We start from the raw sequence: 13,964 nt of genomic DNA on the forward strand, positions 1-13,964 counted from the left end.
CCCTCTAGCCGGCGGCCGTCGCGCGCCGGCGCGGGCGCCAGGCGAAGGCGAGGTCGAGCAGCACCATGACCAGCAGCGAGGCGCCGACCAGCGGGAAGATCAGCCCGACCACCGCCATCACCGCGATCAGCCCGCGCATCACCGACCGGTCCGCCGGCGCCGGCGGGATGCCGAGCGAGCCGGCCGGCCGGCGCTTCCACCACATCACCGCCGCCGACACCGCCATCAGGATGATGGCGAGGCAGATGGTGAGCAGGAACAGCTGGTTGGCGAGGCCGTATTCCTGGCCCATGTGGAAGTTGATGCCCCATTCCATCGCCTTGGCGCCCGGCCCGTAATCGGCATAGCTCATGTCGATCAGCGGCTTGCCGGTATACTGGTCGAGATGGACGATACGCTGGAGGGAGAGGTCGTCCGGGTAGACGGTGGCGCTGTAGACACCGGTCTCGCCCTTCGGCAGGCTCAGCGTGTAGCCGGGACTGACACCCATCCTCTCGACGATGGCGCTCGCCGCGTCGACGCCGATCGGCCTGGCCGGCGAGGGGGTCGATTCCGGCATCCGCGCCTGTTCGAGCGACCAGGTCGTCGGCCCGTTCACCGCGGCGAGCTTGGCATCCGACATCGGCACGCCGACATAGACGCCCGAGGGGTAGCCGTAATTGCTGCCATTGGCCCATTCGTTGACGTGGTCGCCCCAGAACACCGACCACGGCATGCCCGATACCGCCATCACCGCGATGACGATGCCGGCGAAGGCGCCGGTGACGGCGTGCAGGTCGCGCCAGAACACGCGCCGGCCCGGCCGCCCGCGCACGGTGACGATGCCGCCGGTCTGTTTGCGCGGCCACCACAGATAGAAGCCGGTGCCGACCAGCAAGAGGCTCCAGCCGCCGACGATCTCGATCACGCCGTTGGCGATGGTGCCGAACTCGGCGAGGCTGTGCAGCCGGCGAATGAGCCACATGATGGTGCCGCGGTCGGGCAGGTCGCCGAGCACGCGCCCATCATAGGGATCGACATAGACCGCGAGGCGCGCGCCGCTGTCGGCGGCGACGGTCACCTCGGCGGAGGTCGTGGGCGTCGCCGGCGGCTGGATCTTCAGCGCGCGGCCTGGATGGGCGGCGAGCGCGGCGTCGATCAGCCGGCTCGCCGGCAGGGTCGCGCTCTCGCGCGCCACCACCTGCTTCAGGTCGGCATGCCAGGCGCGGTCGATCTCGTCGCGGAAGAGATACAGCCCGCCGGTGACGGCGAGCAGCACGAGGAAGGGCAGCACCAGCAGCCCGGCATAGAAATGCCAGCGCCAGACGGCGCGGTAGAGGTTGGTGTTGAGCCCTGAGGGCTCGTCCGCCGCAGCGGCAAGGGGGGTGGCCATGGGGGTTCCATCGACAGGGGACAGGCGCGCGCCATCGCACGCCGCCGGGAGGCGGCGCGGGCGCATGCGCGGATGATGCGGAAGGGGCCGGAGGGCCCCCGGCTCAATGGGTGCTGTGCTGGGCGTGCGGGTCGGCGGCGCCCGGCGCGGCAGCGCCCTTGGGCCCGGCCATGCCCTCGACCTTGAACGACACCTCGACCGTGCCGGCCTTCTCGAAGGTGAGCGAGCCCTTGAAGCTTTCGCCTTCCTTCAGCGGCGCCTTGATGCCGAGGAACATCAGGTGATAGCCGCCCGGCGCGAAGGCGACCTTAGCCCCGGCCGGCACGGCGACGCCGTCCGGCAGCGGGCGCATGGTCATCACGCCGTCCTTGACCGACATCTCGTGGATTTCGGTCTTGCCGGCGATCTCGGCGGCGGCACCGAGGAGGCGATCGTCGACCTTGCCCTCGTTCTCGAGGGTGAAATAGCCGCCGGCGACGCTGGCGCCGGCCGGGGTGACGCGCGACCAGGGATGGGCGACCTCGATCTCGCCGGCCTTGAACTCGTGCGCGGTGACGGCGGAGAAGCTGAAGGCGAGCAGGGCGGAGGCGACGAGGCCGGCGCCGAGCCGGTCGACGGCGTGCGGCAGCAGGCGGGTCTTGAAAAGCGACAACATGGATAGGTCTCCGGGCCCGGTGCGTCTGCACGACGGGCATTGCGTTCCGACGATGGGGAGGTGCCCGCGCGAGGGCGGGCCGGGATCGTCAGGACGCCGGAGGCGCGCGCGCCTGCGCCGGTGAGCGCGTGGCATCGGCGACGAGCCCGGCACGGGGGAGCGGTTCGCTCCGGGCGGCGGGCGCGTCGGGCACGGGAAGCGCGGCGGCTAGCGGCGCCGGCAGGGCGCCCGCCGCCATCAGGCAGCCGAGGGTGCAGCAATCCGGCGTGTGACGGGCCGGTGCGCCGTCCGGTCCGGCCGGCATGACCATGTCGCCGGAGCAGAGCAGGGGGGCACCGCCGAGGCGGGCCGCCTCGAAGCGATCGGCGGCATGGGCGCCGTGGCCGAGACCGCCGAGGATCGCCTGCACGACGAGCAGATAGGCGAGGGCGAGTGCCGCCGCCGCGCATCTGCGCGTCATGTCTGCCGATCGTGTCATGATGTCAGGCGTAGCACGCGCGGCGCAGCGGTGAAACAGCCGTGCCTGCGGCGATGTGGCGTGGGGGAGCGCACCGTCATCCGGCCCGCGCGTCCGGGCGAACGCGGCGGCCGGACGCCGGACGCCTGCCGGGGCGGGTGCGCGGCGGCGCCGGGTTTTTACCCGACGGGCCGCGAACCGCAGTGGCGCGGCGCTACTGCATCGCGCCGGGACCGGGGACGGCGCCGGGCGGGCACTTGCCGAGGATGATCATGCCCAGCACCTCGTCCTTGGTGACGTCGGTGGTCTTCGCGGAGCCGACCAGCTTGCCGTTCTTCATCACGCTGACGCGGTCGGCGAGGTCGAACACGTCGTGGATGTCGTGGCTGATCAGGAAGATGCCGATGCCCTCGGCCTTGAGCTGCTTGATCAGTTCGCCCACCTGCGCGGTCTCCTGCGGCCCGAGCGCGGCGGTCGGCTCGTCCATGATCAGGATCTTGGCGTTGAAGTGGATGGCGCGGGCGATGGCCACCGATTGCCGCTGGCCGCCGGAGAGGCCGCGCACCGGCTCCTTGAACTTGCGGAAGTTCGGGTTCAGCCGGCCCATCACCTCGCGCGCCGCCGCCTCCATGGCGACGTCGTCGAGCGTGCCCCACGGCGTCATCAGCTCGCGGCCGAGGAACAGGTTGGCGGCGGCGTCGACATTGTCGGCCAGCGCCAGCGTCTGGTAGATCGTCTCGATGCCGTGCTTCTTGGCCTCGCGCGGGTTGTCGATGGTTACCGGCGCGCCGTTGATGCGGATCTCGCCGCCGTCGGGGCGATAGGCGCCGGAGAGGATCTTGATCAGCGTCGACTTGCCGGCGCCGTTGTGGCCGAGCAGGCCGACCACCTCGCCGGGATAGAGATCGACATCGACGCCGTCGACGGCGCGGATGCCGCCGAAGGCGATGGAGATGTCGCGCATGTCGACGAGGGGCGTTCCCCGGGGCGCGGCGTTGGGAGCGTTCATGGCCCTGTCCCCTCTCACTTGAAGCGCTTGCGGTAGACGGTGTCGATCCACACCGCGAAGACCAGCACGATGCCGACGACGATGTTCTGGTAGGGCGTATCCACCCGCATCAGCACCATGCCCGACTGCAGGCTCTGCATGACCAGCGCGCCGAGCATGGCGCCCGCCACGGTGCCGGCGCCGCCGGCGAGCGAGGTGCCGCCGATCACCGCCGCGGCGATCACGTAGAGCTCGTCGAGCGTGCCCTGGGCATTGGTCGCCGAGGTGAGGCGGGCGGTGGAGATGGCGGCGCCGATGGCGGCGAGCAGCCCCATCAGCGCGAACACCATCATGGTGACGCGCTTGGTGTTGATGCCGGCGAGCTCGGCCGCTTCCGGATTGCCGCCGATGGCGAAGACGTAGCGGCCGAAGCGGGTGCGGGTGGTGACGAAGGTCATGATGACGCCCACCGCGAGGGCGATCAGCACGGGAATGGCGAAGCCGAAGGAAATCACCAGCCCCTCGGGCGGCACCTCCATGCCCCGGGCGGCGGCGTATTGGCGGGCGAGCGCCGCCGGCAGCGTGTAGGCGTTGACCATCAGCGTCGCGCCGATCACCGCGAGGCAGCCGAGCCCTGCCGTGACGAATTCGGCCCAGAGCGGCTTCAGCGGAAAGCGGAAGCGCTGGCGCTGGCGGCGCGCCTGCACGGTCGCGGCGACGATGGCGAGGCAGGCGAGCGCGGCGACGATCCAGCTCCAGCTCGCGCCGATCGAGCCGGTGGCGCCGCCGCCCATCAGCTTGAAATTGTCGTCGACGAGGGGAATGGTCTTGCCCTGCGCCACCGCCCAGGCCGCGCCGCGCCACACCAGCAGGCCGCCCAGCGTGACGATGAAGGACGGCACCGCCAGATAGGCGATGATGAAGCCGTGCAGCGCGCCGATGGCGGCGCCGAGCGCCATGCCGACGGCGAGGGTGATGATCCACACCATCGGGTGGTTGAAGCCGAAGGCGGGCAGCAGGTAGCTCACCTGGAACACCGCCATCACCATGCCGGTGACGCCGAGGATGGAGCCGACCGAGAGGTCGATGTTGCGGGTGACGATCACCAGCACCATGCCGGTCGACATCACCGCGATGGAGGAGGTCTGGACCGAGAGGTTCCAGAGATTGCGCGGCGTGAGGAAGGCGCCGCCGGCGAGGATGTCGAACACCACCCAGATGATGGCCAGCGCGCCGACCATGCCGAGGAAGCGGATGTCGACTTCCAGCGCCCCCAGGAAGGAGGTCGGCGCGGTCTGTGGCGGCGATGCCGGACGCGCAGGGGCGCCGGCGGTGGTGGTCTCGCTCATCTGCGTTTCCTCAACGTGCCCCTTTGGGGCGGGCGCGGTCTTGTCCGGCCGCTGCGATAGGTGGGTCGCGGAGTTCGTGCGGCGCGCTGGCCGGAACGCATGCGGGACGCGGGGTCCCGCATGCGCGCCGCGGCTGGCGTCGGGCGATCATAACCGCAGACGCGAGGGTCGACGACGGGCGGTCCCGGTGGCCGGGCGTGGCCGCCGTCACCGCCCCGCCGGCCTCAGCCGCAGGCCTTCACGGTGCCGGGCTTGACGCCCTGGCAGACGGTTGCCTTGGGGACCCAGCCGGCCTCGATGATCACGTCGAGATTGTCCTTGGTGATCGGCACGGGCTTCAGCAGGGTGGAGTTCATCGCCGCGCCCTTCGGGCCGCCGGAGAAGGTGGCGGTGCCGGGGATCGCCTTGGCGTCGGTGCCCTTGGCCAGCGCGAGGGCGATCTCGGCCGCCTTCTGGCCGAGCACGCGGCTGTCCTTCCACACCGAGACGGTCTGGGTGCCGAGCGCGATGCGGTTCAGCGCCGCGAAGTCGGCGTCCTGGCCGGATACCGGCACCGAGCCGGCGAGGCCCTGCGCGCCCAGCGCCGCCACCGCGCCGCCGGCGGTGCCGTCGTTCGAGGCGACGACGGCGTCGACCTTGTTGTTGTTCGCGGTCAGGAACTGCTCGGTGTTCTTCTGGGCGTTGGCGGGCAGCCACGAGTCGGTATAGGCCTCGCCGACATTCTTGATGTCGCCCTTGTCGATCGAAGGCTTCAGCACTTCCATCTGGCCGGAGAACAGGAAGTCGGCATTCGGGTCGGAGGCCGAGCCCTTGATGAAGAGGTAGTTGCCCTTCGGCTTCAGCTTGAGCACCTCGGACGCCTGGAGGCGGCCGACCTCCTTGTTGTCGAAGGTGATGTAGTAGGCATAGGGGATCTCGATGAGGCGGTCATAGCCCACCACCGGGATGCCCTCGGCCTGCGCCTTGGCGATGGCCGGGGCGATGGCGTCGGAGTCCTGGGCCAGGATGATCAGCGCGTTGGCGCCCTGGGCGATCAGCGCCTCGACATCCGAGAGCTGCTTGGCGGCGGAGGACTGCGCGTCCGCCGAGATGTATTTCGCGCCGGCGGCGGCGAGCGCCTTCTTGATGGCGGCCTCGTCGGTCTTCCAGCGCTCTTCCTGGAAGTTCGACCAGCTCACGCCGACGACGGTGTCCGCCGCGCGCGCCACGCCCATGCTCACCATGAGCGCGATTGCCGCGACCGAGGCGGCGAAGGTCCGTTTCATGCATTCCTCCCACGTTGCGTCGACCCAGCCTGTGCTCACTGCACTGACTGGTCTGATCGTCCACCGGATCGTTCCGATCGTCCGGCGCGTCACTTCCCGTCCGCCATCCTCCCCCGTTGTGTGGAGAAGGCAGACGATGAGTTGCGTGCCTCAGATTTTGAGGGCAACATCTCGTCATGTCCAGACCCCTTTCGCGCATCACTTTGCAGGACGTCGCCCGGGAGGCGGGGGTGTCGCTCGCCACCGCCGACCGTGTGCTCAACGGGCGCACCGGCGTGCGCGGGCGCACGGTGGAGCGGGTTCAGGCGGCGATCGCCAAGCTCGGCTACCGGCCGAACCTCGCCGCCGCCCGTCTCGCCCGCGGCGCCACCTTCCGCTTCTGCTTCGTGCTGCCGATCGGCGCCAATGTGTTCATGCGCCAGCTCGCCGAGCAGGTCGCCAATACCGCCGACTGGCTCACCTCCCAGCATGCCTATATCGACACGCTGCGGGTCGATGTCTTCGCGCCCGAGACGCTGGCCGCCGCCCTTGAGGGGCTGGTGGGGCGCTATGACGGCGCGGCGGTGGTTGCGCTCGATCACCCGCGGGTGCGGGCGGCGATCGACGACCTGGTCGCCTCCGGCATGGCGGTGGTGACGCTGGTTTCCGACGTGCCGTCCTCGCAACGCATTCATTATGTTGGCATCGACAACATCGCCGCCGGCCGCACGGCCGCCTCGCTGCTCGGCCGTTTCGTCGGCGGGCGGCCGGGCAGCGTCGGGCTGATCGTGGGAACGCCTTCGCTGCGCGACCATGCCGAGCGGCAGTTCGGCTTCACCCAGGTGATGACCGGCGACTTCCCCGCGCTGACCGTGCTGCCGGTGCGCGAGGGGCGCGACGACGACGAGCGCACGCGCCAGGCGGCAGGGGACATCCTCGCGCAGAACCCGGACCTCGTCGGCATCTACAATGTCGGGGCCGGCGTGCGCGGCTTCGCGGCGGCGATCGAGGAGGCGCGGCGGGAGCGGGATTTCGTCGCCATCTGCCACGATCTCACCGAGGATTCCCGCCGGCTGCTGCTGCGCGGCACGGTGGATGCGGTCATCAACCAGGATGCCGGCCACCAGGCGCGCTCGGCCGCGCGGGTGCTGCTGGCGCATTGCTCCGGCGAGCCGCTGATGGTGGAGCAGGAGCGCATCCGCATCGATATCTTCATCCGGGACAACCTTCCGTGATGTGCGTACCTCAAATTTGCATCGGGGTCTGAGTGGTGATGTTCCTGGGTCTCGATATCGGCACCTCGGCGATCAAGGCCGTCCTTGTCGACGGCGCACAAGTCGTTGTGGCTACAGCGGAAAAATCGCTCGACGTGCAGCGCCCGCGTCCCGGCTTCTCCGAGCAGCACCCGCAGGACTGGTGGGCGGCGACGCTGGACCGCGTCGACGAGCTCAAGGCGAAGGCGCCGCAAGCCCTTGCCGCCGTTGAGGGAATCGGGCTGTCCGGGCAGATGCACGGCGCCGTGCTGCTCGACCGGGACGGCGAGGTGCTGCGGCCCGCCATCCTGTGGAACGACGGCCGCTCCGCCGCCGAATGCATTGAACTGGAAGAGATTTTTCCCGCCCTGCGCGCGGTCACCGGCAACCGCGCCATGCCCGGCTTCACGGCGCCGAAACTGCTGTGGGTGCGGCGCCACGAGCCGGAGATTTTCACCCGCGTTTCCAAGGTGTTGCTGCCCAAGGCCTATATCGGCTTCAAGATGAGCGGCGAGATGGTCGAGGAGATGTCCGATGCCTCCGGCTCGCTCTGGCTCGACGTCGGCGCGCGCGACTGGTCGGACGGGGCGCTTGAAGCCACGGGTCTTTCCCGCGCGAACATGCCGCGCCTCGTCGAGGGAAGCGCCGCGGCCGGCCGGCTGAGATCCGACCTCGTCGGCCGCTGGGGCATGGCGAAGGCGCCGGTGATCGCCGGCGGTGCGGGGGACAACGCGGCCGGCGCCATCGGCCTCGGCGCCATTCACGCCGGCGACGCCTTCGTCTCGCTCGGCACCTCGGGCGTGCTCTGGGCAACGACGGACCGCTTCGCGCCAAACCCGGAATCGGCGGTCCACGCCTTTTGCCACGCCATTCCAAAGACATGGCACCAGATGGGGGTGATCCTCTCGGCGGCTTCCGCGCTCGGATGGTGGTCGAAGGTCGCGGGTGCCGAACCGGGTGAACTGCTCAAGTCCCTCGGTGATGCGCCGGAGGCTCCGGCCCGCCCGCTGTTCCTGCCCTATCTGTCGGGCGAACGCACGCCCCATGACGATGCGGTCATCCGCGGCGGCTTCCTCGGCCTTGACCATGACGCCTCGCGCGCGGCGATGACGCAGGCGGTGCTGGAGGGCGTCGCCTTCGCCTTCCGCGACTGCCTCGATGCGCTCACCGCCGCCGGCACCCGGATCGAGACCGCCGACGTGATCGGCGGCGGCTCGCGCTCGCGCTTCTGGATCGCGGTGCTGGCAAGCGTGCTCGGCATCCCGCTCAATCGCATTGCCGACGGCGAGACCGGCGGGGCGTTCGGCGCCGCGCGCCTCGCCCGCATGGCCACCACCGGCGAGGCACCGGCCGACGTCTGCCGCCCGCCGCATCGCTTTGAGACCATCGCGCCGATACCGGCGCTCACCGACGCCTATGCCGAGAAGCACGCGGCCTATCGTGGCCTGTATCCGGCATTGAAGGGAGCCAAGGGAGCCTCAACATGACCGCCGCCGCCCGTTTCTTTGAGCCGACAGAGCCGCTCGCCTATAAGGGGCCGGACAGCCGCGACCCTTACGCCTTCCGTTGGTACGACAAGGACCGGGTCGTGCTCGGTAAGCGCATGGAGGATCACCTGCGCTTCGCGGTCGCCTACTGGCACAGCTTCACCTGGCCGGGTGGCGATCCGTTCGGCGGCGAGACCTTCCTGCGGCCGTGGATGCATGGTGGCGACGAGATGGCGCTGGCGCGCGCCAAGGCCGACGTCGCCTTCGAGCTGTTCCGCGTGCTGGACGTGCCGTTCTTCGCCTTCCACGACCGCGACATCGCCCCCGAGGGCCGGTCGCTGCGCGAATCCAACGCCAATGTGCGGGCGATCGCCGACATCTTCGCGCGCAAGATGGAGACCTCGAAGGTCAAGCTGCTCTGGGGCACGGCCAATCTGTTCTCGAACCGCCGCTTCATGGCCGGGGCGGCGACCAATCCCGATCCGGACGTGTTCGCCTATTCGGCCGCGCAGGTGAAGAACGTGCTGGACGTCACCCACGAGCTGGGCGGCGCGAACTACGTGCTGTGGGGCGGCCGCGAGGGCTACGAGACGCTGCTCAACACCGACCTCAAGCGCGAACTCGACCAGATGGGCCGTTTCCTCAACCTCGTCGTCGAGCACAAGTACAAGATCGGCTTCAAGGGCACGATCCTGATCGAGCCCAAGCCGCAGGAGCCGACCAAGCACCAGTATGATTTCGATGTCGGCACCGTCTACGGCCTGCTCTGCCGCGCCGGGCTGGAGAAGGAGGTGAAGGTCAATATCGAGGCGAATCATGCGACGCTCGCCGGCCATTCCTTCGAGCACGAGATTGCGATGGCGGCGGCGCTGGGCATTTTCGGCTCGATCGACATGAACAAGGGCGATGCCCAGTCCGGCTGGGATACCGACCAGTTCCCCACCAATATCGAGGACACCGCGCTCGCCTTCCGCGAGATCCTCAAGGCCGGCGGCTACACTACCGGCGGCACCAATTTCGACGCCAAGATCCGGCGCCAGTCGCTCGATCCCGAAGATCTGCTGCTCGCCCATTCCGGCGCGATGGACGTGTGTGCGCGCGCCCTGCTGATCGCAGCGAAGATGGTCGAGGACGGCGCGCTGCAAAAGGCGGTCGACGATCGCTATGCCGGCTGGAGCGGCGGCGAGGCGAAGGCCATGCTGGAGGGCGGGCGCTCGCTCGCCGATATCGCCGCCCGCGTCGAGGCGGAAGGGCTCGACCCGCAGCCGCGTTCGGGTCGGCAGGAGCGGCTGGAGAATCTCGTCGCCTCCTATTTCTGAGGACGTTCCGAGGCCGCGAAGGCCGGGGCACCCGCCGCACGCGGGCGCCCCGGCCCGACACTGGAACGCGGCGCCCAGTTCCGGGACGGGCGGTGCAGGGCCGGGGGCCTCCGCGTCATGGATGACGCGGAGGTTATGTTGCACCGGATTGACTTCGCGCCGTTTCACCCGTTCGATGCGCCGCAATCGACATGGTGATGCTTCGTGCGTCGGGAGCACGAGGCGCAAGACTTGGGAATACGGCAATGCGGCTCTCCCTGCTGGCTCTCGCTTTCACCCTCGCCGCCGTTACGGCTCAGGCGCAGACGCGGCCGCCGTCGAATGTCGGCCAGAAGCAGCTCGATATCGGCGATCAGCCCGGCTACGTGCCCTCGCCGGACGAGGAGCAACTGGACCCGGCGTTCCGCCGCCAGCCGGTCTATTTCCGTACCACCGAGCCGGCGGGAACCATCATCGTCCACACCGACGAGCGTTTCCTCTACCTCGTGCAGGGCAACAACCGCGCGCTGCGCTACGGCATCGGCGTCGGCCGCGAGGGCTTCCAGTGGTCGGGGCTCAAGACCATCGTGCGCAAGGCGGAGTGGCCGGACTGGACGCCGCCGCCGGAGATGATCCAGCGCCAGCCCTATCTGCCGCGCTTCATGGCCGGTGGCCCGGGCAACCCGATGGGCGCGGCGGCGCTGTATATCGGTGGCACGGTCTACCGCATCCACGGCACCAATCAGCCGCAGACCATCGGTTACGCGGTGTCGTCGGGCTGCTTCCGGCTGGTGAACAGCGACGTGCAGGATCTCTTTAGCCGCGTCCCGGTCGGCACGCGCGTCGTGGTCCGGCAGACGCCGACGCTCTGAGGCCGCAGCTTCTCTTCGCGCCGATGTCGGGGAACGTCGGCGCGCCGTCATGAACAGTCTTTAGCGGCGCCGAGGGGATCGGCACGCATTGGGGGAAACATGAATCGGCTCGGCAACTGGCTGGCGGCCGCCGGCATCGCTCTCGCGGGCAGCGCCCTGACCCTCGCGGCGGCGCAGGCCGACACGCTCTCCGACGTCAAGTCGCGCGGTTCGCTGAAGTGCGGCGTCAACCAGGGGCTCATCGGCTTCGCGACGCCCGACGACAAGGGCAACTGGTCCGGATTCGATGTCGATCTGTGCCGGGCGGTGGCCGCCGCGATCTTCGACGATCCGGCAAAGGTCACCTTCGTGCCGCTCAGCGCCGACCAGCGTTTTCCGGCCCTGCAGAAGGGTGAGGTCGACGTCCTCTCGCGCAACTCGACCTGGACGCTCGGCCGCGAGGCCGATCTCAAACTGATGTTCGCCGCGGTTTCCTACTATGACGGGCAGGGTTTCCTGGTTCGCGACGCCCAGAAGAAGACGTCGGCGCTGGAACTCGGCGGCAGCAAGGTCTGCGTACAGCGCGGCACGACCACGGCCCTGAACGTCGTCGACTATTTCAAGGCCAACGGCATGGAGCTGCAGCTGATCGAGCTGCCGGGCGTCCCGGAAGTGCTGAAGGCCTATGACGAGGGCGGCTGCGACGTGATCACCGCCGATGTCTCGCAGCTCTATGCGCTGCGCCTGCGGCTCGGCAAGCCGGGCGACCACATCGTGCTGCCGGACGTCATCTCCAAGGAACCGCTCGGGCCGGTGGTGCGGCAGGGCGACGATCCCTGGCTGAACGTCGTCAAGTGGACCTATTACGCCCTGCTGAACGCCGAGGAACTGGGCGTAAGCACGGCGACGCTGGATCAGGCGCTGAAATCGGATAAGCCGGACGTCAAGCGTCTGGTCGGCACGGACGGCAATTACGGCGAGCAGCTTGGCCTGACCAAGGACTGGGCGGTGCGGGCGGTGCGAGCCGTCGGCAATTATGGCGAGGTGTTCGAGCGTAATATCGGCAGCGGTTCGAAGCTCGGCATACCGCGGGGCGTGAACCAGCTGTGGAGTGCCGGCGGCATCCAGTACGCGCCGCCGATCCGCTGAGCGGAAGGGCGTGCGGGGGGTGATCCTCCGCAACGCCTTTTTCGTCCGGCCGCCCCATTCAACGACACGGCGCGGGAATGGGCGGCGTGAGATGGAGTGAGGCGTTATGGACGAGACGCGGGTTCCGGATGGCGACGAGCCGCTCGGTTCGGAAGGTTCTCGGTCCATCGACCGGATGCTCAATGCGTTGACCGCGCGGGCCACCGGCGGGCTCTCGCCGGCATCGCTGTGGCTCGCCTATATGGACTGGGCGATCCATCTCGCGGCGGCCCCCGGCAAGCGGGCCGAGCTTGCCCGCAAGGCGGGGCGGAAGACGCAGCGCTTCCTCGGCCATCTCTCCCACGTTGCCGTCAATCCCTCGGCGTCCTGCTGCATCGACCCGCTGCCCGGCGATTCCCGGTTTACCGGCCCCGCCTGGCAGAAGATGCCCTACAAGCTCTGGTATCAGGGCTTCCTGCTGACGCAGCAATGGTGGCACAACGCGACGCATGAGGTGCCGGGCGTGTCGCCGCACCACGAGGATGTCGTCTCCTTCGCCACCCGGCAGATGCTCGACATTTTCTCGCCGTCCAACCTGCCCTGGACCAATCCGGAGGTGGCGCAGGCGACGATCGAGACCGGCGGCGCCAATCTGGTCGCCGGCTGGCGGAACTTCGCCGAGGATTTCAGTCTCTGGATGGCCGGCCAGCCGGCGGCGGGGCGCGAGGCCTTTCGGGTCGGGCGCGATGTCGCCGCCACACCCGGCAAGGTCGTTTACCGCAATCGCCTCATCGAGCTCATCCAGTATGCGCCGACGACCGACACCGTGCTGGCCGAGCCGGTGCTGATCGTGCCGGCCTGGATCATGAAGTACTACATCCTCGACCTCTCGCCGGAGAATTCGCTGATCCGCTATCTGGTCGGCCAGGGGCATACGGTGTTCTGCATCTCCTGGCGAAACGTCGGGAGCGAGGACCGCGATCTGGGCCTCGAAGACTATCGGCGGATGGGGGTGATGGAGGCGCTCGACCTCATCGGCACCCTCGTGCCCGGGGCGAAGACGCACGCGGTCGGCTACTGTCTCGGCGGCACCCTGCTGGCGCTGGCGGCGGCCGCGATGGCCCGCGCCGGCGACGAGCGGCTCGCCTCGCTCACGCTGCTCGCCGCGCAGGTCGACTTCACCGAGCCGGGCGAACTGGAGCTGTTCATCGACGACAGCCAGGTGTCGTTTCTCGACAGCGTGATGTGGGAGCGCGGTTATCTCGACTCCGCCCAGATGGCCGGCGCGTTCCAGCTTCTGCGTTCCAACGACCTGATCTGGTCGCGGCTCGTGCGCGACTATCTGATGGGCGAGCGCGCGGCGCTGACCGATCTCATGGCGTGGAACGCGGACGCGACTCGCATGCCCTATCGCATGCATTCAGAGTATCTGCGCAAGCTGTTCCTGCACAATGACCTGGCGTCCGGGCGCTACCTGGTCGACGGCCGCCCCGTCGCGATCCAGAACATCCGCGTGCCGATCTTCGCGGTGGGCACCGAGCGCGACCACGTGGCGCCGTGGCGCTCGGTCTACAAGATCCATTACCTGTCCGACACGGATGTCACCTTCGCGCTCACCAGCGGGGGGCACAATGCCGGCATCGTCAGCGAGCCCGGCCACCGGGGGCGGCGCTTCCACATCGCGGAGAAGGCGCTGGATGCGCCCTGCGTCAGCCCGGACGAATGGGTCGCCGCGGCGGAAACGCGCGAGGGCTCGTGGTGGCTGGCATGGCAGGAATGGCTGGTCGCGCATTCGGCGCCCGCGCGCGTGGCGCCGCCGGCGATGGGCAAGGCGCTGGCCGATGCGCCCGGCCGCTATGTGATGCAGGGGTGAGGGCGGCGT

At 69.2% G+C, this 13,964-nt stretch carries 12 protein-coding genes; 6 read left to right on the forward strand and 6 right to left on the reverse strand.

Annotated elements, in window-relative coordinates; translation table 11 throughout:
* Window positions 1–4: 4 nt before the first annotated feature.
* The 6 genes from ACEUEL_RS03290 to xylF all read right to left on the reverse strand — a co-directional run bounded on the left by ACEUEL_RS03290 (window position 5) and on the right by xylF (window position 6,044).
* Window positions 5–1,372 carry a PepSY-associated TM helix domain-containing protein gene (locus ACEUEL_RS03290; protein WP_405702115.1) on the reverse strand — a complete coding sequence of 456 codons (1,368 nt, stop codon included), beginning with the start codon at window positions 1,370–1,372 and terminating at the stop codon, window positions 5–7.
* 103 nt (window positions 1,373–1,475) lie between these two features.
* Window positions 1,476–2,027 (reverse strand): copper chaperone PCu(A)C, encoded by a 552-nt coding sequence (locus ACEUEL_RS03295; RefSeq protein WP_405702118.1) that lies wholly within the window; start codon window positions 2,025–2,027, stop codon window positions 1,476–1,478.
* Window positions 2,028–2,115: 88 nt separating this feature from the next.
* On the reverse strand, window positions 2,116–2,487 hold the full coding sequence (locus ACEUEL_RS03300) for a hypothetical protein (protein ID WP_405702120.1): 372 nt from the start codon (window positions 2,485–2,487) through the stop codon (window positions 2,116–2,118).
* Window positions 2,488–2,698: 211 nt separating this feature from the next.
* Entirely contained in the window at window positions 2,699–3,493 is a 795-nt protein-coding gene (locus tag ACEUEL_RS03305) for an ATP-binding cassette domain-containing protein (RefSeq protein ID WP_405702121.1), read from the reverse strand.
* Window positions 3,494–3,507: 14 nt separating this feature from the next.
* Window positions 3,508–4,821 carry a sugar ABC transporter permease gene (locus ACEUEL_RS03310; RefSeq protein ID WP_405702122.1) on the reverse strand — a complete coding sequence of 438 codons (1,314 nt, stop codon included), beginning with the start codon at window positions 4,819–4,821 and terminating at the stop codon, window positions 3,508–3,510.
* Between the two features lie 224 nt (window positions 4,822–5,045).
* Complete coding sequence (gene xylF, locus ACEUEL_RS03315) at window positions 5,046–6,044, reverse strand: D-xylose ABC transporter substrate-binding protein (RefSeq protein WP_405706548.1); 999 nt, start codon at window positions 6,042–6,044, stop codon at window positions 5,046–5,048.
* Window positions 6,045–6,262: 218 nt separating this feature from the next.
* On the opposite strand from xylF, the gene ACEUEL_RS03320 reads away from it, so the two are divergent.
* The 6 genes from ACEUEL_RS03320 to ACEUEL_RS03345 all read left to right on the forward strand — a co-directional run bounded on the left by ACEUEL_RS03320 (window position 6,263) and on the right by ACEUEL_RS03345 (window position 13,955).
* On the forward strand, window positions 6,263–7,300 hold the full coding sequence (locus tag ACEUEL_RS03320; RefSeq protein ID WP_405702123.1) for a LacI family DNA-binding transcriptional regulator: 1,038 nt from the start codon (window positions 6,263–6,265) through the stop codon (window positions 7,298–7,300).
* Window positions 7,301–7,338: 38 nt separating this feature from the next.
* Window positions 7,339–8,805, forward strand: coding sequence for a xylulokinase (gene xylB / locus ACEUEL_RS03325; protein ID WP_405702125.1), 1,467 nt, complete (start codon window positions 7,339–7,341; stop codon window positions 8,803–8,805).
* A complete protein-coding gene (gene xylA / locus ACEUEL_RS03330) occupies window positions 8,802–10,124 on the forward strand; it encodes a xylose isomerase (RefSeq protein ID WP_405702128.1) in 1,323 nt (440 codons plus the stop codon). Before xylB ends, xylA begins: the two co-directional genes overlap by 4 nt.
* A 245-nt stretch (window positions 10,125–10,369) precedes the next feature.
* Window positions 10,370–10,975 carry a L,D-transpeptidase gene (locus ACEUEL_RS03335; protein WP_405702129.1) on the forward strand — a complete coding sequence of 202 codons (606 nt, stop codon included), beginning with the start codon at window positions 10,370–10,372 and terminating at the stop codon, window positions 10,973–10,975.
* Between the two features lie 99 nt (window positions 10,976–11,074).
* Window positions 11,075–12,103: an amino acid ABC transporter substrate-binding protein gene (locus ACEUEL_RS03340; RefSeq protein WP_405702130.1), complete on the forward strand. Its 1,029-nt coding sequence runs from the start codon at window positions 11,075–11,077 to the stop codon at window positions 12,101–12,103.
* A gap of 106 nt (window positions 12,104–12,209) precedes the next feature.
* Window positions 12,210–13,955, forward strand: a complete 1,746-nt coding sequence (locus ACEUEL_RS03345; RefSeq protein ID WP_405702133.1) for a PHA/PHB synthase family protein — start codon at window positions 12,210–12,212, stop codon at window positions 13,953–13,955.
* Window positions 13,956–13,964 lie beyond the last annotated feature (9 nt).

The organism is Ancylobacter terrae, assembly GCF_045108345.1.
Taxonomy (GTDB): Bacteria; Pseudomonadota; Alphaproteobacteria; order Rhizobiales; family Xanthobacteraceae; genus Ancylobacter.

Bases quoted from the DNA above. Each gene is read 5' to 3' on its own strand.
- ACEUEL_RS03290 (WP_405702115.1), bottom strand. From the start codon at position 1,372: ATGGCCACCCCCCTTGCCGCTGCGGCGGACGAGCCCTCAGGGCTCAAC.
- ACEUEL_RS03295 (WP_405702118.1), bottom strand. From the start codon at position 2,027: ATGTTGTCGCTTTTCAAGACCCGCCTGCTGCCGCACGCCGTCGACCGG.
- ACEUEL_RS03300 (WP_405702120.1), bottom strand. From the start codon at position 2,487: ATGACGCGCAGATGCGCGGCGGCGGCACTCGCCCTCGCCTATCTGCTC.
- ACEUEL_RS03305 (WP_405702121.1), bottom strand. From the start codon at position 3,493: ATGAACGCTCCCAACGCCGCGCCCCGGGGAACGCCCCTCGTCGACATG.
- ACEUEL_RS03310 (WP_405702122.1), bottom strand. From the start codon at position 4,821: ATGAGCGAGACCACCACCGCCGGCGCCCCTGCGCGTCCGGCATCGCCG.
- xylF (WP_405706548.1), bottom strand. From the start codon at position 6,044: ATGGTGAGCATGGGCGTGGCGCGCGCGGCGGACACCGTCGTCGGCGTG.
- ACEUEL_RS03320 (WP_405702123.1), top strand. From the start codon at position 6,263: ATGTCCAGACCCCTTTCGCGCATCACTTTGCAGGACGTCGCCCGGGAG.
- xylB (WP_405702125.1), top strand. From the start codon at position 7,339: ATGTTCCTGGGTCTCGATATCGGCACCTCGGCGATCAAGGCCGTCCTT.
- xylA (WP_405702128.1), top strand. From the start codon at position 8,802: ATGACCGCCGCCGCCCGTTTCTTTGAGCCGACAGAGCCGCTCGCCTAT.
- ACEUEL_RS03335 (WP_405702129.1), top strand. From the start codon at position 10,370: ATGCGGCTCTCCCTGCTGGCTCTCGCTTTCACCCTCGCCGCCGTTACG.
- ACEUEL_RS03340 (WP_405702130.1), top strand. From the start codon at position 11,075: ATGAATCGGCTCGGCAACTGGCTGGCGGCCGCCGGCATCGCTCTCGCG.
- ACEUEL_RS03345 (WP_405702133.1), top strand. From the start codon at position 12,210: ATGGACGAGACGCGGGTTCCGGATGGCGACGAGCCGCTCGGTTCGGAA.